The organism is Wolbachia endosymbiont of Tettigetta isshikii, assembly GCF_041154185.1.
GTDB lineage: Bacteria > Pseudomonadota > Alphaproteobacteria > Rickettsiales > Anaplasmataceae > Wolbachia.
The window spans coordinates 17754-41426 of the sequence record NZ_JBFTEN010000007.1; the positions used below are offsets into that span (position 1 = coordinate 17754).

Below are 23673 nucleotides of genomic sequence, written 5' to 3' on the forward strand. Positions count from 1 at the left end.
TAAAAAATTAATTCTAGTGAGGTATATAATGAAAAATATATTTAGTAAAGCTAACGCACCTTATCTTGCGAGTTGTGCTTTGGCTATCGTAACTCTATTGGCATCAGGAGTATTTGCTGTAGCTCCTTATGTTGGTTTCTTAGCTTCAGCTGCAGTTTTAAGTCTTGGCATTCCATTTATCATTGGTGGTGCTATATTTTCTGCTGTGGTTATTGCACTTTCAGCTGTAGTAATTCAAAAGAATGGTGCTATCCGTAGGCAGAGTACTCTTCTACATGAAGAAGGAAAAGAAAAAGCTGAGCTTATATTGAAGTTAAAAGGGAAGGAAGATGAAGTGCAAGTTCAACAGCAGGAAATTGCTAAGCAAGTTGATGAGATTCCTAACCTGAAAAAGCAGTTGGACGAGAATGAGCCATTCTATGATGCGCTGGATGAGATTTCTAGCTCATTTAGCGTAACTAGTCCCATGAGTTATTTAAATATTGATAGTCAAAACGTCTCTAAGCTACCTAACCTTTCGAGTATTGATGCTGCTTAAGAGCATTTAAGAAGTCTCTAGTTTATACAATCCCACCCAAGAGAAATAGCTAAAAACTATTTTTCTCCTCTTTAGCCTCAACCCTCAAAAAAACCGGCGTAGGTTTAAGTAGTGTAATACCTAAGCTTACGCGCGCGCTGCACAGAGATTTTAAATCTCGTTGTTCTTTTCGGATTTGCAATCGGTCGAGTATCATTTCTGCTGATCTTGGAACAATTGGTTGCAATAAAATGCCAATTATTCTGATATATTCGAGTAATTTGTAGATTACTAAATTCATACGCTCTCTTTCAGTTTTGCTTAGTGTCCAGGGTGCACTTTTGTCTATGTAAGCATTGGCTTCGGAAGATATATTGATAATTAACAGTATAATGTGGTTAAATTCATACTTTGATAGATGATCCATAACTTGGTCGAGTATAGCTTTGCAATCTGGCAAGCTTTCCTCACCTTTAAGTAAATTTCGATCAACCGTTGGTACAATTCCCGAACATTGTTTGTGTAAAAATGAAATTGTCCTTTGCACTAAATTGCCTATATTGTTTGCCAGTTCTGAATTTATTCGGCTGATCATATTTTTCTTACTGAAATTCCCATCCTGCCCAAAGCTTGCTTCCCGAAGAAGAAAGTAGCGTAGTTGATCAACGCCAAACTCTTGCGCTAAGCCAATTGGATCTATGATATTGCCAAGAGACTTGGATATTTTTTCTCCCTCGTTTAGCCACCAACCATGAACCGCAATTTGTTTTGGCAGTGGCAAATCTGCTGCAAGAAGAATCGCCGGCCAATATACAGCGTGAAAGCGCAATATGTCTTTACCGATTACATGAACGTTGGAAGAGCTATCATTTGCCCAAAACCCCTTATATTCTTCACCTTCAGTACCAGGAAAGCCTACTGACGTGAGATAATTAGTGAGTGCATCAATCCAAACGTAGATTACGTGTTTGTCATTGCCTGGCACTTTTATTCCCCAATTAAAGCTAGTGCGAGAAATTGAAAGGTCAGTGAGTCCTGATCTTACAAACGATACCACTTCATTTTTTCTACTCTCAGGAAAGACAAAACTTGGCTGATTTTCATATAAATCCAGTAATTTGTTCTGCCAATTCGACAAACGAAAAAAGTAGCTTTCTTCTTTTATCCACTGAATTTCTGCACCTGTTGGTGCTTTGCCATCTATCAGCTCCGATTCCTGATAAAATGCTTCATCACGTACTGAATACCAACCTGAATAAGAGTCCAGATATATTTGTCCTCTCTCTTCAAGCCCATTCCACAGAGCTATTACAGCTTTTTCGTGACGTTCTTCCGTAGTGCGGATAAAATCATCATATTGAAAATTCATGGACTTAGCTAATTCCCTAAATGAAACGCTTACTTCATCTGTAAATTCTTTTGGCTGCATTCTCTGTGCTTTGGCTGCTTTCTCGATTTTTTGCCCGTGCTCATCCGTACCAGTAGTAAATTTGACATTTTTTCCAGTAAGTCTCATAAACCTTGCCACTACATCGCACAAAAGGGAGGTGTATGCGTGACCAACGTGTGGTTTGTCGTTTACGTAATATATTGGCGTAGTAATGTAAAAGTTTCCAAATTGCTCCATTATTCAGTGCTTAAAGCTTTATCATATCTGCACTAGTTGTAAAAATCAATAGCTACCGGGCTTTATTACATAATAGTAGACAACAGTAGAGAAAAGCTACCCAATAGAAACAAAAAAACTACTTGACAACCTTCGCTGTTACCCTTATCATAGGATTGGAGCTATTCATTTAGCTTCAATCTGTGCAGATTAAACGACGAAAGTATCACGTTTGGCGTCTTATGTTTAATTTTTTGCACTATGTGCACCTCATCTCTTTATTAATTTCACCTAGACTTTTAAGTTTTTCTCTATACAAGCTGAAACACGCTTATAAGTCGTTCAAGAAAGTATAGTACGCCAATTTGCAGGATTAGAGAGTGAGCAACTTCTACCACGTGATTTCTTTTGCTTTTTTTCTCTATTTAGTAAATTACTAAAATAGTATCCTAGATCCCAGCGTCGCGCGCTGGGATGACGGGAAAAGGGCATTTAGATGATACACATAACTTTGTCATTCCAGCGCGTGCCGCTGGAATCTAGGAAAGTTTGTTTGCTCACAAGCAAACTAATTTTGTGAACATAGAAAGTAGCTAATCTCAATTTAAAACACACCATTTAATCATTATGGAATGACTGGATCCCAGTGTCGGAGCACTGGGATGACACTCGCAAATTACCTACTAATTGCAATGTTCATACAGCTGTGTGTCAAGCACTGGAATGACAAAAAAAAAGGAGACTCTGGAATGACAGGAGGAGGGCTACTTTCATGACACCGTCATAAAGTAGAGTGAGATTCCAGTGTCTGCTACTTGGATGACACCATTGTTGACTGGCAAAACAGTATCTTTAGTTTGTCCTATTACCATTGAGATTTGGTATCATCACACCACAAAGCACATACTACTAAACCTTATTGGAAAAACTATTTACCGAGACATGAGACAATTAGGTATGAAATGAAGATTATTGAAAAAATAGTGAGAGATTTCCTTACAGCTCTATTTACAGTTTGATTTTCTTTTATGCATTTGATGCGCATGCTGGTAGAGCAATAGAGGTAATGTGTAATGTAATAGATTACATTGGTGGAATAGGGGGACTAGTGATTACACTAATAATAATTGGTGCAAGCTTGCTTGCAATATTTGGAAAAATGCCTTGGCCTGTACTTTTCTCACTTGGTGTGTTTTCTGCTGTGTTTTTTGGTGCTTCTGCAATTGTAAAAAAGGTAACGGAAAAAGAAGTTTGTTGTCCTAAGGGTCAAATTTTGCATCAAGGAAAGCGCTTTGTTGTTGTTTCTGGATACAATTGCCTACTATCGTATCCATGGTGGCAATGTGCTGCTGGGTATTCACAATCTAAAAAACATAGAGTACAAATCATTAGATAAGCTGGCAGCAATGCTTGGAGCGGCTGCTTTCCTGGCTACACAATAAAAAAATGCTTCTATTGAGCTATTTTGGAAATAAAAATGGTGCTTTTATAAGAAAAACCTAACTATTCATCACACCACAAAGTATATAATTGACATCCACACCTTTAGTCAAATTCCACTCACGCTTCATTACGTTATACTCCATGCCAGACATGTTTTGTAGCGTGACATTATTTTCTCTTAGGTGATTTGCAATTTCTGATGGCTTGAGAAATTTATTCCAGTTATGCATGCCTTTCGGCAGCCAGTTTAATATGTACTCTGCACCAATTATTGCAAGACAGAAGGATTTGATAGTTCTATTTATTGTTGATACAAATATTAGTCCCTCTGGTTTTAGTAGTTCTATCGGTTTTTTCATGAAAAGCTCTAAATTATCCACATGCTCAACTACTTCCATAAGTAGAATCACATCATATCTTTTGTCATTTTTCAGCTCTTCAATGCTGGTGTGTGTGTATTCTATGTTTAATCCTACTTTTTTTGCATGTGACTGTGCTACTTTTATGTTTTCTTTGCATACATCTATTCCAGCAACGCTAACGCCAACACGAGCCATTGATTCTGACAAAATGCCGCCACCACACCCAACGTCAAGTAATGATAATTCCTTTAAATCGCATTTTTTTAACTCTTTTATTTTCTGAATAATGTATGATACTCTCACGGGATTCATCATGTGCAATGGCTTGAATTTGCCATTTTCATCCCACCACTCGCCTGCTATTTTAGCGAATTTTGATACTTCATCTTCATTATAAGTCTGTGTTTTTTTTTTCTTACTAGAAGAGGTCAAATTGCCGAGTTTATCGAGGCGTTTTTTATGTCTACTTTCTTTTGAAAACTCTGTCTCGAGGAATTGCTTGACTATGTCTTTCGCTAATCCACTCGTAGTAAACCCCGCACCAAGACAGAGTACATTTGCGTTGCCATGCTCGCGAGCTAATTTTGCAATCTCAACACTATTACATAAAGCAGCGTAGATTCCTTCAAAACGGTTCGCTACGGTACTCATACCGAGGCCTGTACCGCAAATTAATATTCCATAATTTGCTTTTTTATTTGTTATATCTTCCACAACTTTGACAGCATAGTCAGGATAATCTACACTCTTTTGCTTAGCAGTGCAGCCACGATCTATCACTGCATAACCAAAGGTTTCCAGGTAAAGCTTTATTTCTGATTTTAATTCATAACCGGCGTGGTCTGAGGCAATTGATATTACATCTGACATATAAGAAACTATGACTTAAAGGCATCTAACATGGGTAATTTATTTTGGGTTTTTTGTCAAGCCCTCCTGACCTTTTGGGAGCTCTGAGACTTGAAATAAATTTCGAGTCAGGACAGCATAAATTCTGTATAATTTTTATCCTACCACTCATTCGACAAGTAAGATGGATTACATAGATATTATAAAATCAAGACTGTTACTATCTGACATAGTAGGTAAGAAAGTCAGGCTGACAAAAAGCGGAGATAATTTCGTGGGACTTTGCCCATTTCATAATGAAAAAACACCGTCTTTTTTTGTGAGTAATACTAGTGGATCGTATCACTGTTTTGGCTGCTCTGCTCATGGCGATGTGTTTGAGTTTGTTTCACAAACTGAGGGCTTAAGCTTTAAGGAAGCATTGGAAAGGCTAGCATCAGTTGCAGGTGTTGAGTTACCTAAAAACCTCAATATTACCAAAGAAAGCAACAAATTATTTTCAACGCTGATTTTAGCTGCAAACTGGTTTGTACAAAGAAATAAAGGTGTTATAGACTATTTAAAGCAACGCAAAATTTCGCCTGAAATCATAGATAAATTTAAGATAGGTTATGCGCCAAACTCTGGCTTGAAGGAATATTTAAACTCTTCCGGTATTGAAGACAAAATTTTGACCGATGTTGGCTTAATAAATAAGAATTCTCGTGATTATTTCTATGATCGGCTGATATTTCCTATACACAACATCGCAGGCAAAGTTATTGGTTTTGGCGGACGTGCACTGAGCTCTGAGCAACAGCCGAAGTATTTAAACAGCCCAGAAAGTCAGCTCTTTAAAAAGAGGGAGAATTTATACGGGCTAAACCTTGCCTTAAGCGAAATACGCAAAAAACAAAACATATTTATTGTTGAAGGGTATATGGATGTAATAGCACTACATCAAGCGGGAATTAGTAATACAGTTGCCCAGCTTGGCACTGCAATTTCTGCAGAACAGATAAAAAACCTGTGGAGATTTGCTAAAGAAATCTCCATCTGTATGGATGGCGACAGTGCTGGACGTCACGCCGCTACCAGAGTTGCGGAATTTGCTCTTCCGATACTCAAGCCTGGGTATACATTGAAGTTTGTGACTTTGCCAAGCGATAAAGACCCATACGATATATGCAATGAGCTAGAATATAAGAAAGAAGACGTACTTTCTGGGCTTGACCGCTCAACAGAACTGCATTCTGAATATTTATGGCACCACATAGTCAATAGTAGTCTTCAAAGCTACAAAAACCTTGCTCCGGAAAAATATTCAATTCTTGAGCACAAGTTCATGGAATATGTCAATGCTATCGGTAACAGCAGTATTAGAAGGTATTACAGAGATTATTTTTATAATAAGGTCAGTGAATTAAGAAGAAGCTTTAAAAAGCTGATTTTTAATAGCAAAGCAACAAAAGGTGAGTATCTTTACAATAAATCTCCAGAGCTAATTGAAGCAGAGCAAAACCAGGCTATAATTCTGCATATAGTGATAGAATTTCCCGAGATCTTACACCATCCTATATTCTTTGAGCAATTTTCTCATTTTGAGTTTACCAATGCCAAGATGAAAAAATTACAACAGCGTATAATTGATGTGGCAAATAATGGCAGAGAACTCAATAGAGAGGCTTTATTACAAGAGTTTGGGCAGTCTAATGGTGCTGAAACCGTAAGGTTTATATTCGAAAAAACTAGCGTATTAAATAGCCAATTAAACGAGAGGAAATCAGCAGAAATTGTGTGGAATAACGTAGTGTTACGAAAAGAATTAAACGTGTTACAAGAGGAAAAAATCAAAGCAAGGCTGGGCGGTAACTTTGACTTAGAGGAAAGGCTAATAGAGCAAATAAAGCAAATAGAGGATAGTATACAGGAAATGCAAATGGAGTTTATTCAAAAATAGACGGATTAAATGCAAAATTTGCTTGACAAATTCTTTCAACTTCACCGCTATGATAATAGTGGTATTTTTGACTCAAAACTTGTTTTTGATCTGCAGGCTCAATGACAAAATTCATTAAAAAACTCGTGGTATTTTTTTGCGGATTGTATCAAATTATAGCGGCTGCATGTCTTTTTCATTTTTTCTACATTCAGCCAAATTGCGCTTGAACTAAGCGTCAGTAAATTATTATAGCACCAATTTAAAGAGTCAAAACTCGCCACTCTGGATTTCTTTGCCTTTTTTTCGCTTGGTAAATTTTTAAATATTTATTACTAAAGTAGTATCCTGGATCCCAGTATCAAGTACTGGGATGACAACAAAGGAAGGTACTTGGATGACAAGAAATAGGCTACTTTCATAACTTTGACACTACAATGTTCATGTGTGTAACACTGGCTCAACAATTCCAAGAAAATCTATCAAAAGGAAGGATTATATGTCTACAATAATTTTATCATCAATTTTAGGTCAAGCTGGCAGCGGATTATCGGTTCAGAACTAGGTGCTCTTCTTGGTGCACAGCTCGATAATGCAATTTTTAGTTTGGATGCCGAGCAAAAGATAACGCATGAGGCGAGGCTGAAAAATCTGCAAGTTCAAACCTCAACCTACAGCAGAACAATTCCAATTATCTATAGCACTGCCCGAGTTGCGGGAAATATTATTTGGGCACAGCCAATCAAAGAAGAAGTAACAACTACCAAAAATAAAACCTGAAGAGGTATGAATGCTGCATATAACTACTATGCAACGCTTGCAATTGCAATCTGCAAAGGAGAAGTGAAAAAATTAAATAGAATCTGGGCGGATACAATGTCACTTAGTTTTGATGAAATAGATTATACTTTTTACCGTGGTACAGAAGACCAAAATCCTGATCCTTTTATGTTATCAATTTATGTTATCAATCGAAGGCGAGGAAAATATGCCAGCTTACAGAGGAATATCTTATATAGTCATCAAGAATTTTCCTCTAGCGGACTATAACGATCGCGTTCCGGTATTTACATTTGAAGTGCAAACTACATTGAAGTCCAGTGGATTTTTAGTAGTCTAGAATATTCGGAATATCAATATCATACCAGGTTCAGGGGAGTTTGTGTATGATACGAAAATACAGAAGAAAATTGCACGAGAAAGAATAAGCAGTAGCCAATATATCCCATATGGGCTGGCACAAAGGGTAAATCACAATAATCACACTAAAAAGTGTGACGCAGTGCTTTCCTTGGATCAACTAAAAGAAAGTTTGCCAAATGTTGAGTTGGCATCGGTAGTAGTTAATTGGTTCGCAAGTAGTTTAAATATCAAGGATTGCAAAATATACCCTGCAGTTGAATTTCAAGACGATTCCGCGATATTACACGATGATTGGCAAGTGGGAAGTATTAACAGAGATAATGCTCAGCTAATTTCAAAAGATGATAATGGCAATCCAAGATATGGCGGCACAGTTAGTGATGCAGCGCTAATAAGATATATAGAAGAGTTACACAGCAGAGATTATAAGGTGATGCTCTATCCGATGCCTTGCTTGACACAGAAAACAAAGAGTGGCGAGGAAAATTGAGCGGGGCTCCTGAAGATATAAGTGATTTTTTTAAGTATCAGTATAACAAATTCATAGAACATTACGCGAGCATTGCTAAACAGACTAAAGTAGAAGGATTTATTATCGGGTCTGAATTTGCGCAGCTAACCAAAGTAAAAGATGCAAAAGGCAACTATCCTGGAATTATGGAGCTAGCTGAGCTTGCAAAGCAGACAAAACTTCATCTTGGAAAGGAGGTAACCGTAACTTATGCTGCCGACTGGAGCGAATATCATTCATATGATGGTTGGTATAACATGGATGAACTTTGGTCTTCGCAGTACATCGACGCTGTTAGCATAGATGCTTATTTTCCGCTAACTGATGGACCAGAACCTCCTTTTCGCTATTCTGCAGAAGATGTAATCGATGGTTGGAGCAGTGGAGTTGGGTATGATTATTTCTATGATTACTCAAAAAGTGAACCTGAGAAAATAAAGTATAATGACAGTAGATATGCATGGAAAAACATAGAAAAATGGTGGAGCGAAGCTCACATAAATCCTGATGGCAGTAAAACAAAATGGCAACCAAAGATGAAAAAAATATGGTTTACCGAATATGGATTTCCCAGCATGAAAGGCTGCACTAATGAGCCAAATGTGTTTGTTGATAAAAACAGCATAGAGAGCAAATATCCGCGATATTCAAACGGAGAAGTGAGTTTTCTTGCGCAGAAAACTGCAATTGAAGGAACGCTAAGAAAGTGGCAAAATTCAGAAATGGTGGAGAAAATGTTTCTCTTGGCATGGAATGCAAGACTGTTTCCTTATTTTCCAAATTTGTGTGATATGTGGGCTGAATGCCATAATTGGCAGACAGGGCACTGGACTGAGGGAAAAATTTCACAGCTTAATGTTTCCGATGTTTTATCTGATCTATTGCAAAAGGCAGGTTTAAAAAGCGATCAGTTTAACACAAGCGACGTTAAAGGATTGTTGTCTTGGTATGTAATAAACGATCAACAGTCAATACGTTCAATTATTAAAATGCTACAGAGCTGCTATTTTTTTTTGATGTTGTTGAGCGGGATTCTAAGCTAAAATTTGCTCAAAATGACAGGGAAGTTACAACTGAAATACCAGTTGATGAAATTGTTTTCAATCACAGCTCAAAGCCAATACAACTTGTAAGTGCCAGTCAGCTAGATTTGAACAACAAGGTCAACGTTGTTTATTTTAACCGCAATTTTGGTTATCCAATTGACGTGAAATATGCTGAGCTGCCAAAGCAGGGCAATGCTGCAACGGTTGAAATACCACTAATCATGGATGAAGGGGAGGCGCAAAATATAGCTGAAGTTTTACTTTATTCTTCGTGACAAGAGAGAAATATATACAATTTTAAGCTGCCGATAAAATATGCGTGGCTTGCGCCAAGCGATGTCATAACAATTTCAGATGGCGAGAAAAAGCATACGATGAGAATCGTAAAAACAAAATTTGCAAGCATGTCTATTCAAATAATTGGTGTTAGTTATGACTGCTCTATATATAAACTTTCTTTTCCTTCAACGAGGTCACTTATGCTTAAAGAACACCCTACTTCTCACATCAGTAAAACCGTCGTTGAAATGATTGATTTATCGTATGTTAAAGGAAATATTGCAAGCTTTACTTTAGCTGGTGAAGAAGAGAATTAGAAAGGAGCAACGCTTTTTATTTCGTATGATGATAAAGATTATCAGCCTATCGCAAGCACAAACAAGCATTCCACTTACGGATATGTAATGGAATCTACAAATGGGGGAATTATAGTAGTGCTGCGTTTTGGTAAGCTGTCGGTTATGAGCCCAGTTGCGTTAGCACTAGTTGGAAAAGAAGTAATAAAATTCCAGAGTGCTGAGCTTATAGATAAAAATAAATATAAGCTTAGCGACCTAATTAGAGGGCAAGAAGGCACTAAAGAGTACAAGTATACCGCAGGTGAAAAATTTGTTCTGCTTGATGATTCAATAATTTCTTTCGAAGTGCAAAGGGAAAAAAAGTTTTACCTAAAAGCAGTCACTTATGGTGGTTCGTTGGATAATGTGGAGGCAGAAATATTTGAGCTCTCGGATGGTATTTAAATTTTATTTGTACAAAGATAAAAATAGACCAATTGAAGAGCTTTCGATTTTTCATTTACCATAAGATCATTTAACTTTACTTATTATCCGCTGTTGCCAAATTTTGCAAAATTTATTACCCTATGGTTTCAAGTCCTGTTGGAGTCATACGTATAATGTCTTTATTAGTGAAAATCCGGAAAAACAATGGAAGAAAAGTTGATATATTACTTTAGCCAAAGCAAATGTGAAGGCAATGCAGAAATGAAAAATCTGCTGGGAGGAAAGGGGGCAAATTTAGCGGAAATGTGCAACGTTGGTATTCTCGTTCCACCTGGTTTTACAATCTCCACTTCTGTTTGCAAGAGCTATCACCAGAGTAATAGATTGCCTGACGATCTGCGTAACGAGATCAAAAAATACCTGGCGATGCTCGAAAATGATATCGGTTGTAAATTTGGGGATTCAAATAACCCTTTACTGGTTTCCATACGCTCTGGCAGTGTAAGTTCGATGCCTGGTATGCTCGATACAATCCTAAATGTTGGCTTAAACGATGTAACCGTTGTTGGGCTTGCAAAAAAAAGTGGAGAACGTTTTGCCTATGATAGCTACTGCCGTTTTATTACGATGTATTCCAACGTTGTGCTACAGCTTGACCATCACCTTTTTCAAAGCGTTATTGATAATGAACAACAAAAAAATGGAGCAAAAAGTTTAGCTGATCTCGATGTTGATGTCTTAAGAAAGATCGTTGACGATTTCAAAAAGATAGTGCACAAAAAAACTGCAAAACATTTTCCACAGAACGTTGAAGAACAATTGCTCAGCTCAGTAAATGCAGTGTTTGCCTCTTGGCAGAATGACAGGGCCGTTTCCTATAGAAAAATAAATAACATTCCTGAAACACTTGGCACTGCAGTAACTGTGCAAGCAATGGTTTTTGGTAATCTTAACAACAATTCTGCAACTGGTGTGATATTTACGCGCAATCCTGCAACTGGTGAGAAAAAGTGTTTTGGCGAATTTTTGGTCAATGCTCAAGGTGAGGATGTGGTCTCCGGTATTTACACCCCTATGACAGTTGACGGAGAGCAGGATAATACCATGGAGAAATTGATGCCAAGCGTGTACCAAGAATTGTGCGATGTATGTGAAAAGCTTGAAAGGCAATATAAAGACATGCAAGATATAGAATTCACTGTGCAGAACGGTAAGTTGTGGATTTTGCAGACTAGGTCCGGTAAACGTACAGCCGAGGCTACCGTGCGCATAATAGTTGATATGGTAAACGAAGGAACAATTACAAAAGAAGAAGGAATACTAAGGATTGATCCAAAAACTTTTGATGGTTTATTACATCCAGTTCTTGAAGTTAAGGGTGATCAAAAAGTAATAGGGAAGGGGCTACCGGCTTCACCAGGTGTGGCTTCAGGATATGTAGTGTTCAGCGCAAATGATGCAGAAAAAGCTGCAGAGCAGGGTAAAAAAGTAATTTTAGTAAGATCAGAGACGAGTCCTGAGGATATTAATGGGATGAATGCTGCAAGCGGTATAATCACGGCACGAGGAGGAATGACTTCACATGCTGCTGTTGTAACCCGTGGAATGGGTAAGCCGTGCATTTGCAGCGTGAGTGGACTTTATATCGATAAAGATGAAAATTTCTTTTCTGTAGGAGATACAAAAGTAAATAAGGGTGAGCCAATTACCATCAACGGAGGGACGGGTGAGGTGATGCTTGGCATTCTTCCTACGATTTCACCTGAGTTATCGCAAGAATTCAAATCGATAATCAACTGGATAGATGAAATTAAAACGATCAAGGTGAGAGCAAATGCTGATACTCCGAAAGATGCAAAGAGCGCTAAGGAGTTCGGTGCAGAAGGCATAGGCTTATGTCGCACGGAACATATGTTTTTTGCTAGTGATAGAATTGAGTTCATTCAAAAATTGATAATAGCTGACGACAAGGTTGAAAGAGCGAGTGCACTGAGCAAATTAGAGCAAATGCAAAAGTCTGACTTCAAAGAAATATTTTCTATTATGGATGGCAGAGAGGTTACCATACGTTTGCTTGATCCACCTCTGCATGAGTTTTTACCAGACAATCAGTCCACCATAGAAAAGATCGCCAAGTCACTCAATAAGTCAGTTGAATTGATAAAAAATAAAACAGCACAGTTATCAGAAAAAAATCCAATGCTTGGTCACCGAGGCTGCAGGCTTGCCATTTCTCATCCTGAAATATATAGCATGCAGATTAGGGCAATACTCAGCGCCGCAGATGAGCTAAGAAAAGAAAAAAAGGTAGAAATTAAGCCTGAAATTATGATCCCTCTTATCATGAATGAGAAAGAATTTGTACTGATATGCGAGTTAATAAAGAAAGAATCCTCTGTCATCGCTGGAATGACATCAGACAAGGCTTATTCAATCGGAACGATGATAGAGCTACCACGGGCAGCACTGATTGCCGATAAATTAGCAAAACACGCAGAATTTTTCAGTTTTGGTACTAATGATTTAACGCAAACAACCATGGGACTCTCAAGAGATGATTCAGTTAATTTTCTTGATTCCTATAAAGAAAACAACATATTCGAAAACGATCCATTTGAAGTGCTGGATATCGAAGGGGTAGGGGAGTTAATCAAGATAGCTATCGAAAGAGGCAGGAAAACCCGAAAAGAAATAAAACTTGGTATATGCGGGGAGCACGGGGCAGATCCAAAATCTATAGAGTTTCTCATCAAATCAGGGATTGATTATGTCTCATGCTCACCCTATAGGGTGCCGATTGCGAAATTAGTAGCAGCGCAATTTAGCGTCAAATCTAAATTTGTTAGATAAATTAGATTTCAGCGCTACGTGCTACTTTCCTGGTTTTTCAAATCGCAAACTGTGCAGTTTTGGCTACGCATTCAACTCTATTTTTTTCCATCTCTTTATAACTTGGCAATGTAGAATCTTTTACGTGTATTCCAGTAGCTACTAGAGCTTAAGCAGCTACAATACCACAAACCGCTGCACCAGCCACAGATGGAACCATCACAGCAGCAGCAATGAATAATCCTGTAATAACAACTCCAACAACATCATTCCTTAATGAGATATGCAAATTTTCCTTGCTTTCTTTGTATTTAGTTTCCTCTTCATTTGGTGGAGAAAATTGATGATTTTTGAAGTCATCAAACTTGTTATCATCGCTTGGCTCAGCAGTTTGGCCTGTACCTGTTTCTTTTGTTGGTATAGGAGACGCTGGTTTACTATCAACCTTTCCGCTGGGCTCTGGTTTACCTTCTTCTACGTTTGGCGTAGTAACAACCTAGTTAATCGTTACTACAGGTATTTCATTGTCGTTTACTGCTGATTTGCATGATGCAATTCTTTCTTGATCGTTCTGTATTAGCACTTTCGCTGCTACAGAGTTACGTTTTTCAAAAGCAGTGCGGAACGCATCATCCTTTAGTTATTGATATAGCCTATACAATTCGTCCTCAGAACTTAACTTTGATTGCTCTGCATTAACACTTTGCAGCAGCGTGCTTAGAATCTCAGCATTATCACCATCAGTGTCAGAAACAACAGAGCATAATATAGATTCGTTTTCTTTAATTTTGCTGATGGAATACCTTCCTTCTTCGATTATGTTGATCATAGTTACCCCATTTTTCAAGAGAAACTTTATAACATTTAAATTTCAATCTTCAATCGCATGCTCCAGTACAGCATTTTGTTCACGTTTACCTTGAAGGTTAATTTTGTTCCTCCTTAACCTTTTTTGTAAACCTTCAAGGCTAGTAACTGTGTTATCCTGTTTTGTAATTCTATCTATGTCCAGAAATAGATTCCTAGTGTCATCATTATTTGGCGTGAGACCAGTACTTACATTCCCATTACTTTTGTTGAATTTTACCCCATTATTTTCTTCTGCATTGGATATGTTTTGCCCATCTTTTTTGTTTATTGCTGATCTAAGCAGTGCAATTATTACACAATTCGAGAGTATTCATAATGATCAGAATTGTCGAAGTCTACTTTAAACTCAGAATTCGTCCTAAGCTCTTCCTCAAATGGTGATTTACTTTCTTTAATCATTTCTAAAAGATTTCTTATACCATTTGCTGGTATACCTCTCATATACTTTAAAAGTAACCTAACCTTTGGTAGACCACCATCTACAAAAGCATTACTCAAGGCATTAGCCTTTTCTTCTTTAGTAAGTCTCTTATGATCTAAAAGCACATTCATAATGTCAGCGTTCTCATCACAAGAAGCTTTATTAAGAGCCTCTAGTATTTTTGCATGATCTATGTAATCTAAAAATACCTCAAACTCTTAGACATTGCCTTGAACAATAGAAGAATTCAAAGCTTGCAATTTTTCTTTTTCATTAAACTTCCCGCTTTCTAAAAGTATCTTAACAATATCAGCTTGCTTTGTTATTACAGCACGGTCCAATAAAGTATAAGCAGTATCTTGAATACCATTGATCTTAATGCCTGAATTTATAAGCAATTTAACAACCTTAAGAAATATGCTACGATCGCCGGTAATATAATTCCCTTCTGGACGAACAGCATAATAAAGCAAAGTCCAACCATCTTGATTTGTTATTTTTATATCTATTTTCTCTTTTCTAAGCTCCTTACCAAACTCCTCAGCAGTTATATCATCCTTGTTAGTTAAAATTTCTTTTATCTTTTCATAAGTTAAGTTATCAGCCATATCAGATCTTACCGCTATTGCTATATGCCTATTATATCAACTTCCCAGCAATCAGTCAAGATATATTGCATTTTCAAGTGGCATAATGTATATTGAATGCTTTACCTCGAGCAAATGATAGAAGGTTTAGCTTATAAGTTAGTTAAGGTAACCGAAGCTGCAGCGCTTGCTGCGCATAAGTTGGTAGGCTTTGGTGATGAAAAAAAGGCTGATCAGGTTGCAGTTGATGCGATGCGGACGGTGCTAAATTCCATGGAAATAAATGGTACGATTGTGATCGGCGAGGGAGAGAGGGACGAAGCACCGATGCTATATATCGGGGAAAAAGTTGGCACGGGAAATGGCCCTGAGGTTGATATTGCTGTTGACCCACTCGAAGGCACTACGATTTGCGCTCATTATAAACAAGGAGCAATGTCCGTTCTTGCTGCAACAAAAAGAGGTAATTTTTTGCACGCACCTGATGTTTATATGGAAAAGGTAGCGATAGGAAAAAATCTTCCAGAAGGCGTAGTTTCATTAAAAAATAGTGTCGAAAAAAATTTAGATAATCTAGCTCAGGCAAAAGGATGTAAAGTAAGTGGTCTGGCAGTAACTATACTTAAACGTGAAAGGCATAATGAATTAATAGCAAAAATCAGGAGATTAGGCGCGAAAATTAAACTGATAGATGATGGTGATATTGCTGCTGTAGTCTCACTAGTGAATGGCAATCATGATATGTATATCGGAACAGGAGGAGCGCCAGAAGGAGTGCTTGCGGCTGCAGCGCTGAGCTCAATCGGTGGACAAATGGAGGGAAGATTAATATTTGACACGGATCAGTTAAAAGAAAGAGCAAAGAATCTGAATATTGATGATCCAGAAAAAATCTACACCGTAAAAGATATGGCAAGAGGCGAATCAGTGTTCATTATAACTGGAGTAACAAGTGGAGAACTTGTAGATGGAGTTAAATTTAGTCATAACACCTATTCAACTAGTTCTTTAATTATTCTACCTAACAAGCTGATAAAGCTGCAAACAGTGCAAAATTTATGCTAAATTATTTAATGTTGACACACCTAAATTTTAGCTTTACAGAATACAAACATTAAATGTACTACTTTTATATTGGAAATGTAATAGAGTATAATATTAAATTCATCACATTCTCAAGAACACTTGACTGTACAAGGAGTTTCTGAGGACAAGCATAAATTTGATGACGATCCTGAGGTACAAAGCATATTATTGGATTTTGATAGTTTGGATTTCTCAAGTGGGCAATTTAACCACCATTTATATGATATGAATTACAATAAAGGTAAAGAGGCAAATCCATTTGATAAAATAGCAAAATATTATCGAAGAAAGAAGAATGTTTTCCTCTTTGTCGATATGGTATTTCACAAGGAAAAAGAGATAATGGATATAATAAGTAAGAAGTGTGATACCCAGGCCAGAGAGAAGTTTAGGGAGAGGATGAAGATATATTCGGATAGAATTGGGCAAGGGATAAATGATGCGAAAGAGTTTTTAAATAGTGATCTGACAGCTTTCTTTAATGGATATTATATAGCATGCAGGGCACAAACGCAATATTCACGAGAATCTTAATATCAACATTACTAAACCTGGACAGACTTTCGAAACTAGTCGCCTTTTCACCGAAAAAATTAAAAGAATGGAAGAGGAGAAAAGCGAGGTAAAAAGAGCAAAAATATACGACCACGGCAAAAAAATATTAACAATTGAGAAGAATGAGAAACAACAGAGGAACTACTCCTTTACGAAGCTTGCAGTGTGCGACATTGAAATTAGTTGGAATGCAAAAAATACCTCAGAAAAAGATCTTAGTTGCGTTATTGTTCTAAGCATAAATTCTGGTCAAATTAGTATTAAAAAATCAACTACTAACGGTAAAAATGTTGAACCGAAGGAAATTTTAGAATTCGCTAAGCAAAATGGAGTTGCACTTATAGGTGGTAAAGCTTTACATGAAGTTTTAGAAAAATGTCTAATCCAGCAAACACAATGTAAGGAGAAGGAGAATACACAGCCACGCGAGAATATCATTGTGCCTGGCTCTGCTCTTGATGAAGTAGGAACTACAAAATTAGTAGCTCCTTCCATTGAGAAACAATAAATATTATACATTAAACCTAAAGTGCATTATATCGCCATCTTGCACGATATAATCTCTGCCTTCGTAGCGAATTTTTCCTGCGTCCTTGCAGGCTGATTCGCTTCCATATTTTACATAGTCTGCAAAGCTTATTGTTTCTGCTTTGATAAAGCCTTTTTCAAAATCAGTGTGAATCACACCCGCTGCTTTATCAGCTGTAGATCCTATCTTTACTGGCCACGCACGTGCTTCTTTTGGCCCTACAGTAAAGAAAGTTATCATACTCAGCACTTCATACATAATACGCGCTACTCCATCAAGGCCTGACTCTTGCAAGCCAAATTCTGACAAGAAGCTCTGTTTTTCTTCTTCGTCTTCAAGGTTTGCAATCTCTGCTTCAAGTTTTGCTGAGATACAATAAAATTTGCTCTTGTTCTCTTCTGCTATCTTTTCTACTTTTTTAGATAATTCATTGCCAGTTGTGATATTTGTATCTTTGACATTACAGACGTACATAAAAGGCTTTGTTGTCAGCAATTGAAGCAACTTCATCTCATCTTTATCGATATGTTCTAAGCTTCTTGCAGGTTTACCGAGTCTTAAAGTAGCTAAGATTTCTTGCATTAAATCAAGTTGTTTCTTTAGTTCTTTATCACCTTGCTTTGCTTTCTTTTCTAATTGTGGCAGCCTTTTTTCTATGCTATCAATATCTGCTAGTATTAATTCCATTTCCACCACTTCAGCATCTGATATTGGGTCTATTGTATTGTGTACATGGCTGATGTCGTCATCCGTAAAGCATCTGAGCAGATGAACGATAGCATCAACTTCTCTGATATGACTTAAAAATTTATTACCAAGTCCTTCACCTTTGCTTGCGCCTTTTACCAGGCCTGCAATATCTACAACTTCTAGTTGGTTGTAAATTATCTTCTCCGAGCCGGCAATTGCTGCGATTTGTTTCAAGCGTTGATCTCTTATTGGCACTTTGCCAACGTTGGATTCAATTGTACAGAAAGGATAATTTGCAGCTTCAGCCGCACTTGATTGTGTAAGTGCATTAAATAAAGTTGATTTTCCTATGTTTGGCAGTCCTACTATGCCACAATTAAAGCTCATATTTACTATGTAAAATTATAATTAATGCATAATTTAAGAATTTTTGCTATACTTAATTATCTACTTATTACTAATTTTGTTAGTATAGTAGTATATAGCTTATATTAGGAGGAGAGACTATGACTACAGCTAATAAACAAAAGCTACCAAATTTTCAGAATGCTGAGGTAAAGTAACTTCTTTAAGTGGCATCCCTTATCCTGACAATTTCCACGTAGGACAAGCAATTGATAATTGAAGCTGTTTTTTGACTCGTTCAGACAGAGTCTAGAGCAGCAAATAGGAACACAAGTTACTGTAGAGCAATTAAGAAATAATTGTAAAAAATTTGCACAAAACAATCCGCCAGAGTGGTTTACAAATGCAATTGCCAACAGTTATGATAACAATAGTCACGTCGTAATGAAACTGTAAATGACTATGTAGTAAACATTATGGACAGTAATAGATGGGGTGATCCTGACATTGAAGGCAGAATACTTTGTGAGAAGTATAGTGTAACATTGCATGTTGTTGAAGATCAATCATATTTTAAGTTTTTGCAACGAGAAGTGTCTCAAGACAGAAGTAAGTTTAGCAAAGAGATTCAGTCAGCAATAATGAACTCTGATTCTAACGGAGCACTTGCTCAAAAATTGAAAGAAATTAACTCTGATGAAGCGAGTAAATTGCTAAAAAATATGCAGGATTTTGGTAACTTAAGTCACACACATTGTCTTATTGATTCTTCAGGCAGTTTACCAGAAGATAATTTAGACTATAATGATCAATCTACCATACATATGGTATGTAATGGTGAAAGTCATTTCGAACCATTGCTTGATATAAATAAAAGTTTAGCAAAGCAACTGCAAGAGGAAGATAAACTAAAACAAGAACAAGACGACTTTCTATTCGCAAAACAACTTCAGATAAATGAGATCTTAGAATATTGTAACCTTTCAAAGGGTATCTCTAAGAGGGCGGAAGTTGAAAAGAGATTTGATGAGTTATTGAAAAATAATCCTGAAGGAAAAATTAGTGATGTTGTAGAGCAGTGCGTTAGTGATATAAAGCAATGTATTCAGCGTTCTGAAGAGCAAAGCCCTTCAAGTTTACTAAGGTGTGGTGAAAAAGGATGATGGATAGAAAAACCATTTGATCAGCAGCAGCTTGTAATAAAATAAATCTTCATAGCCCTGTATATCTTTATATAAGGCTTTTTGCAAAAGCTTTGCATTTCATGTAATATGAGCTGCAATACATACTAACCTAAATGCAAGTTGACCATGAGACTAGTTTAATCATTGATGCCATAGAGAGGTTTGGTGGGGAGGCAAGGCTTGTCGGTGGGTGTGTAAGGGACTCAATTCTGCAGCGTGACATTCACGACATTGACCTCGCTACCAATCTACTCCCTAATCAAGCGATTGAAGCGCTCAAACTTCGCAATATAAAAACTATTCCAAATGGCTTAAAACATGGAACTATCACTGCAGTTTTAAACCAAAGATCTTTTGAGATCACAACGCTAAGGTATGATACTCAATGCAACGGTAGACATGCGAAAGTAGAATTTACCAATAATTGGCAAGCTGATGCTTCAAGGCGCGACTTCACGTTTAACGCCCTATACGCAGACAAGCATGGCCATATATATGATTACTTTGGTGGTACTCAGGACTTAAAAGCTCGAAAGTTAAACTTTATAGGCAATGCTGAAGATAGAATCAAGGAAGACTATCTGCGTATTTTAAGAGTATTTCGGTTTTACGCAAAAATATGCGTTGGAAATTTGAGTGATGAAATATTGAACGTATGCAAAAAGCATTCGCACATGATCCAAAACCTCTCTGGAGAGAGAATAAGAGACGAAATGTTTAAATTGCTAGAGTGTGGTGACCCCGCTCCAACGCTTAAGAGTATGCAAAAATCTGATGTTTTGCAAAAGATTATTCCCAAAGAAGTAAAGTGCGAAATCCTGTCCTCACCACTTCTTTTTGGTGCTGATGCGCTAGTAAAATTAGCGTTGCTTCTTAGAACTACCAAAGACAGGCTAAATCTTGGAGAATACATAAGCAAGTTTTTACGTCTTTCAAACAAGCAAAAGAAAAAGCTACTATTTTTAGTATCCAATAATATCAAAACAGGGCTTTCAGAAAAAGAGCAAAAAAAATACATATCTTTATTTGGTAAAGAATTATATTGTGATTTAGTGAAAATTTGTGGTGTTGAGTCTGGAGCAAACGTTGATGAATATATCTCACTTGCTAAAGTGTTCGATATCCAGAAATTTCCTTTATCTGGCGATGATTTGATAAATATAGGTTATCAGTCAGGGAAAAGTTTGGGCAGAAACTTGGAGTTGCTAAAACAATATTGGGAAGACAGCTCCTATTCCTTAACGAAAGAGGAGTTGTTACTTTATGCTAAGAGCCTACTTTAACTACCTGTTCTTACATTACTTAATGAAAGTACATGCGCAGTGTTATTAGTGTGACTCATGAAAGAGTTAGGTATGATGTTTGTATTTTTTGGTAACATAAATTCATTGCTTATATTTTTTGCTAGTTTTTGAACATTACTTGAGCCTAAGGATTTTGCTTTAGTTTTTATTGACTTTTCCAGAGCGTCTTCAGGTAAAGAGTTTGTATAGGACTGCGCAAATTTTTCATTATATAGGTTATTTTTACGCTTCTTAACAAAACTTACTTTTTTCTCATTAGATAAATCAGCCTCACTTTTGGCCATTGATTTCATATTCGCTTGGTGGGAGCTATATTTCCGTTGTTGCATTTTTGCCACAGTGATTTGACTTTCTAAGCTCTCTAATTTATATTCTAAGTCCCCTAATACATGTTGATTTTCATTTAGTTGATTTTGCCTTACTTTTTCATCCATTTTCTTCACTTCAGTTTCCTCTATTATAGATCGTTCAATCACAGATAGCAATTTTCCATTCTTCGCTTCTAACGAGAGATTTTTTGCTTGTAAGCCTGCAATCTGATGTACTTGATCACTATAGGATAAAGTTAACTCCTCTAACTTTTTTCTTTTACAGATTGCTCTTGATTATTTAGTAGTAGTTGCTGCGCTAACAATTCCATGATGGTCAAAAAAGTTTCATTTAAGGTACTATCTATTCCAGCTAACTCCCATTCTTTATTTCCTTCTAAAGGAGGCGCTTGCTTTTGTAACTCAGCAACATCATTTTCTAAGTTCTTTTTCTTGTTTATTGCTGTACTTAATCGACTTTCTAAGTTTTTCAATTGACTTTCTAACTCACGCTGATTTTCTTCGTGCATTTTACGTTCTTCTTTCATAGCTTCTAACTGCTCTTCAAACTGGGCTTTTTCTTTTCGCAATTCACTTACTTTAATTTCTAATTCAGCATTCTTGCATATAGTTTGCTCTAACTCAGCTTGTTTTTGTTGCTCGATATTACTCTTTTCTTCCTCCAATTGTTGTTTAGATTCTTGAACACTTTGCAACTGAGCAGTCAGTGTATTCACATTTGATTGTAGAGCTTTTTTTTCACGACCTAACCCACTAACTTTCCCCCCAAGCTCCATGATTTGGATTCGTAGGCTCTCATTATCTTTCTCAACAGCCTCATTTTTATCAGTAAGTAATTTAAATAAAGTGTCTTGTTCTTTCATTCTTTTTTCCTGATCAGATATAGCTTTCTGTTCCTCATCAACTTTATCCTGCATTGCTTTTTATTTTGTTCTAAGGTTTCAAGCAGCCACTTTAAATTGTTTATTTTTGCATCTTTTTCTTCTCCCTCCACCGAAAGCTTTTGTGTTTCATTTGCAAACTCTGCGCTGAGGTTAATTAATTCTCCCTCCAGTCGCACTATTGTTTCGGATCTTTCCTTCAGTTTTGCTAGAAACTCTTTCCCTCGTTTGTCTACAACTTCTGCCAATTCTCTGTAACTCTTTTTAAATTCTGCAAGTTTAGACTTCAACCCCCCATTTTCCTCTTCCAAAAGGTCATTTCCTGTTTGTAAGTTTGCAATCTGCTGTGCTTGATCATCACAAAGTCCAATAAACGCTTTTAGCACCTGATTTGCTCCTTCCAGCTCTCCCTTTAATTTTTCGTTCTCGTCCTTCAATTTCCTTTGGTTCTCTTTCTCAGCAACTTCAGGTTTTAAGTCAACTTGAGCACTTTCATCTACCGTCTTAAAAGCATCAGTTTGAACTTCATTATCTGCAGTGGTTTAATCGTAGTACAAAATATTTTCTGCCCATCTGTTTCATCTCTTGGGCAATATTCATCCAATCGTTTTTAGGTATAACCAAGCAAATACGGTGGACCAACTGTGTTTTCTTTCTTCCTTCTTAACACTGATTTCATTGTTAGCATTGAGCATAAAACCACCTTATCTTTTAAACTTTAAAAACTTTTCCCAAACTGAGAGTCGAATTTTATTAACGACCATCAAAAATAGTAACAAAATTATATATATTGGTGTGAATATTAGGTAAGCATTAATGCGAATGTTAAACCTAACCTGAACGCCTTAAATGTTAAGTAAGTATTTACAGTAAAGCTCTTGCTTGCGGTAAGCTTTAAGTAGAAATATACGTGCCTGTGAGCACATCTTTTGCCTTTTTTATTGCTCTTATCAACATCTTCTGCTCGTTATCCTGACTTTTTACATTAACTACCTGAGCAGCTAAATTTGCAGGAAAAGTAACCAAACTTACTTCCCATAATTCCACTTGTTTCAACACCAGAGCTCCACTTTCATGATAAATGTCATACTCTATAGGTATATAGCCAATTGAAAGTCCTTTGATTACTCCAGTTTTAAGCATCAAGTAAACTTCTTCTGCCTTTTGGATACCTAAAAGTAAATGTGCAGTTATATACAGACCAACATCATTTTCATGAATATCTATAATATAACCTATAGGTTCGCTCGGGTTGTGCTGCCAGAGAAGTTTTGTTTTATCTTTATTCAAGTTTTCTTTAAATACCCCAGGTAAGATCAGATCATTCTGTTTATCAACTATGTTAAAAACGCTCGCATAACCAGAAAATAAACCGTTTTCCTCTATACTTTTTATTGATAATGATGAACAGAGAAATTTCTTATTCATAAAGCCCACTGTAGATTTAGTACCAAAAATTTTACTTGAAGTAATTTACAATACTAAACTCATTATACTAAAGTGCTCCAGAAAAAGGGAAGTATTTTTCTAATATCAAATTTGGTATCCATAATACTACTTTAGTAATAAATATTTAAGAAATTTACCAGATGGAGAAAAAGGCAAAAGAATCCAGTAGTAGAAGTTGCTTACTCTCTAATCCTACAAATTGGCGTACTATACTG

General features: G+C 36.7%; 27 protein-coding genes. 17 read left to right on the forward strand and 10 right to left on the reverse strand.

From position 1 onward, the window contains the following. The first annotated feature begins 28 nt into the window (after window positions 1-28). Complete coding sequence (locus AB6N09_RS02150; RefSeq protein WP_411131316.1) at window positions 29-538, forward strand: DUF2975 domain-containing protein; 510 nt, start codon at window positions 29-31, stop codon at window positions 536-538. Window positions 539-587: 49 nt separating this feature from the next. On the opposite strand, the gene metG is transcribed toward AB6N09_RS02150, so the two are convergent. Further along, window positions 588-2144, reverse strand: coding sequence for a methionine--tRNA ligase (metG, locus tag AB6N09_RS02155; protein ID WP_411131317.1), 1557 nt, complete (start codon window positions 2142-2144; stop codon window positions 588-590). A 611-nt stretch (window positions 2145-2755) separates the two neighbouring features. Here metG and AB6N09_RS02160 point away from each other — a divergent pair. Beyond that, entirely contained in the window at window positions 2756-2899 is a 144-nt protein-coding gene (locus AB6N09_RS02160; RefSeq protein ID WP_411131318.1) for a hypothetical protein, read from the forward strand. Between the two features lie 290 nt (window positions 2900-3189). Then, window positions 3190-3519, forward strand: a complete 330-nt coding sequence (locus tag AB6N09_RS02165; RefSeq protein WP_411131319.1) for a TrbC/VirB2 family protein — start codon at window positions 3190-3192, stop codon at window positions 3517-3519. Window positions 3520-3622: 103 nt separating this feature from the next. Here the strand turns inward: AB6N09_RS02165 and ubiG are convergent, their stop codons facing one another. Further along, the gene (ubiG, locus tag AB6N09_RS02170; protein ID WP_411131320.1) at window positions 3623-4798 is read right to left on the reverse strand and encodes a bifunctional 2-polyprenyl-6-hydroxyphenol methylase/3-demethylubiquinol 3-O-methyltransferase UbiG; all 1176 of its coding nucleotides are present in this window, start codon (window positions 4796-4798) and stop codon (window positions 3623-3625) included. A 163-nt stretch (window positions 4799-4961) separates the two neighbouring features. On the opposite strand from ubiG, the gene dnaG reads away from it, so the two are divergent. The 9 genes from dnaG to AB6N09_RS02215 all read left to right on the forward strand — a co-directional run bounded on the left by dnaG (window position 4962) and on the right by AB6N09_RS02215 (window position 13728). Continuing rightward, a complete protein-coding gene (gene dnaG, locus AB6N09_RS02175; RefSeq protein ID WP_411131321.1) occupies window positions 4962-6716 on the forward strand; it encodes a DNA primase in 1755 nt (584 codons plus the stop codon). Between the two features lie 765 nt (window positions 6717-7481). Continuing rightward, window positions 7482-7745 carry a hypothetical protein gene (locus AB6N09_RS02180; RefSeq protein ID WP_411131322.1) on the forward strand — a complete coding sequence of 88 codons (264 nt, stop codon included), beginning with the start codon at window positions 7482-7484 and terminating at the stop codon, window positions 7743-7745. 112 nt (window positions 7746-7857) lie between these two features. Next, a complete protein-coding gene (locus tag AB6N09_RS02185; protein WP_411131323.1) occupies window positions 7858-8328 on the forward strand; it encodes a hypothetical protein in 471 nt (156 codons plus the stop codon). Beyond that, on the forward strand, window positions 8289-9392 hold the full coding sequence (locus AB6N09_RS02190) for a baseplate megatron protein TIM-barrel domain-containing protein (RefSeq protein WP_411131324.1): 1104 nt from the start codon (window positions 8289-8291) through the stop codon (window positions 9390-9392). Before AB6N09_RS02185 ends, AB6N09_RS02190 begins: the two co-directional genes overlap by 40 nt. Next, complete coding sequence (locus AB6N09_RS02195) at window positions 9350-9670, forward strand: phage tail protein (RefSeq protein WP_411131343.1); 321 nt, start codon at window positions 9350-9352, stop codon at window positions 9668-9670. The genes AB6N09_RS02190 and AB6N09_RS02195 overlap by 43 nt, the downstream gene beginning before the upstream one ends. Before the next feature lie 99 nt (window positions 9671-9769). Next, window positions 9770-9991, forward strand: coding sequence for a hypothetical protein (locus AB6N09_RS02200; RefSeq protein WP_411131325.1), 222 nt, complete (start codon window positions 9770-9772; stop codon window positions 9989-9991). An 87-nt stretch (window positions 9992-10078) separates the two neighbouring features. Next, window positions 10079-10417, forward strand: a complete 339-nt coding sequence (locus AB6N09_RS02205; protein WP_411131326.1) for a GTA baseplate fiber-binding domain-containing protein — start codon at window positions 10079-10081, stop codon at window positions 10415-10417. Window positions 10418-10603: 186 nt separating this feature from the next. Continuing rightward, window positions 10604-13249: a pyruvate, phosphate dikinase gene (gene ppdK, locus AB6N09_RS02210; protein WP_411131327.1), complete on the forward strand. Its 2646-nt coding sequence runs from the start codon at window positions 10604-10606 to the stop codon at window positions 13247-13249. Window positions 13250-13578: 329 nt separating this feature from the next. Continuing rightward, window positions 13579-13728, forward strand: a complete 150-nt coding sequence (locus AB6N09_RS02215) for a hypothetical protein (RefSeq protein WP_411131328.1) — start codon at window positions 13579-13581, stop codon at window positions 13726-13728. 140 nt (window positions 13729-13868) lie between these two features. Here AB6N09_RS02215 and AB6N09_RS02220 read toward each other — a convergent pair whose 3' ends face one another. From AB6N09_RS02220 to AB6N09_RS02230, 3 genes are all read right to left on the reverse strand, one after another. Next, window positions 13869-14057: a hypothetical protein gene (locus tag AB6N09_RS02220; protein WP_411131329.1), complete on the reverse strand. Its 189-nt coding sequence runs from the start codon at window positions 14055-14057 to the stop codon at window positions 13869-13871. A gap of 332 nt (window positions 14058-14389) precedes the next feature. Then, a complete protein-coding gene (locus AB6N09_RS02225; RefSeq protein ID WP_411131330.1) occupies window positions 14390-14650 on the reverse strand; it encodes a hypothetical protein in 261 nt (86 codons plus the stop codon). Between the two features lie 87 nt (window positions 14651-14737). Further along, the gene (locus AB6N09_RS02230; protein ID WP_411131332.1) at window positions 14738-15127 is read right to left on the reverse strand and encodes an ankyrin repeat domain-containing protein; all 390 of its coding nucleotides are present in this window, start codon (window positions 15125-15127) and stop codon (window positions 14738-14740) included. A gap of 117 nt (window positions 15128-15244) precedes the next feature. On the opposite strand from AB6N09_RS02230, the gene glpX reads away from it, so the two are divergent. The 3 genes from glpX (at window position 15245) to AB6N09_RS02245 (ending at window position 17255) form a co-directional block, all read left to right on the forward strand. Beyond that, entirely contained in the window at window positions 15245-16171 is a 927-nt protein-coding gene (glpX, locus tag AB6N09_RS02235) for a class II fructose-bisphosphatase (RefSeq protein ID WP_411131344.1), read from the forward strand. A gap of 120 nt (window positions 16172-16291) precedes the next feature. Beyond that, window positions 16292-16726 (forward strand): hypothetical protein, encoded by a 435-nt coding sequence (locus AB6N09_RS02240; protein ID WP_411131333.1) that lies wholly within the window; start codon window positions 16292-16294, stop codon window positions 16724-16726. Window positions 16727-16793: 67 nt separating this feature from the next. Then, window positions 16794-17255, forward strand: coding sequence for a hypothetical protein (locus AB6N09_RS02245; protein ID WP_411131334.1), 462 nt, complete (start codon window positions 16794-16796; stop codon window positions 17253-17255). 3 nt (window positions 17256-17258) lie between these two features. On the opposite strand, the gene ychF is transcribed toward AB6N09_RS02245, so the two are convergent. Continuing rightward, window positions 17259-18353, reverse strand: a complete 1095-nt coding sequence (ychF, locus tag AB6N09_RS02250) for a redox-regulated ATPase YchF (RefSeq protein ID WP_411131335.1) — start codon at window positions 18351-18353, stop codon at window positions 17259-17261. Window positions 18354-18787: 434 nt separating this feature from the next. Here ychF and AB6N09_RS02255 point away from each other — a divergent pair, with 434 nt between their 5' ends. Continuing rightward, window positions 18788-19474, forward strand: a complete 687-nt coding sequence (locus tag AB6N09_RS02255; protein ID WP_411131336.1) for an OTU domain-containing protein — start codon at window positions 18788-18790, stop codon at window positions 19472-19474. A gap of 134 nt (window positions 19475-19608) precedes the next feature. Next, window positions 19609-20778, forward strand: coding sequence for a CCA tRNA nucleotidyltransferase (locus tag AB6N09_RS02260; protein WP_411131337.1), 1170 nt, complete (start codon window positions 19609-19611; stop codon window positions 20776-20778). Here the strand turns inward: AB6N09_RS02260 and AB6N09_RS02265 are convergent. The 4 genes from AB6N09_RS02265 to AB6N09_RS02280 all read right to left on the reverse strand — a co-directional run bounded on the left by AB6N09_RS02265 (window position 20775) and on the right by AB6N09_RS02280 (window position 23437). Continuing rightward, window positions 20775-21233 (reverse strand): hypothetical protein, encoded by a 459-nt coding sequence (locus AB6N09_RS02265; RefSeq protein ID WP_411131338.1) that lies wholly within the window; start codon window positions 21231-21233, stop codon window positions 20775-20777. The two genes, AB6N09_RS02260 and AB6N09_RS02265, sit on opposite strands and share 4 nt — an antisense overlap. Window positions 21234-21373: 140 nt before the next feature. Further along, on the reverse strand, window positions 21374-21991 hold the full coding sequence (locus AB6N09_RS02270) for a hypothetical protein (RefSeq protein ID WP_411131339.1): 618 nt from the start codon (window positions 21989-21991) through the stop codon (window positions 21374-21376). Further along, window positions 21988-22446, reverse strand: coding sequence for a hypothetical protein (locus AB6N09_RS02275; protein WP_411131340.1), 459 nt, complete (start codon window positions 22444-22446; stop codon window positions 21988-21990). The genes AB6N09_RS02270 and AB6N09_RS02275 overlap by 4 nt, the downstream gene beginning before the upstream one ends. A gap of 457 nt (window positions 22447-22903) precedes the next feature. Then, the gene (locus AB6N09_RS02280; protein WP_411131341.1) at window positions 22904-23437 is read right to left on the reverse strand and encodes an HK97 family phage prohead protease; all 534 of its coding nucleotides are present in this window, start codon (window positions 23435-23437) and stop codon (window positions 22904-22906) included. Between the last annotated feature and the right edge of the window lie 236 nt (window positions 23438-23673).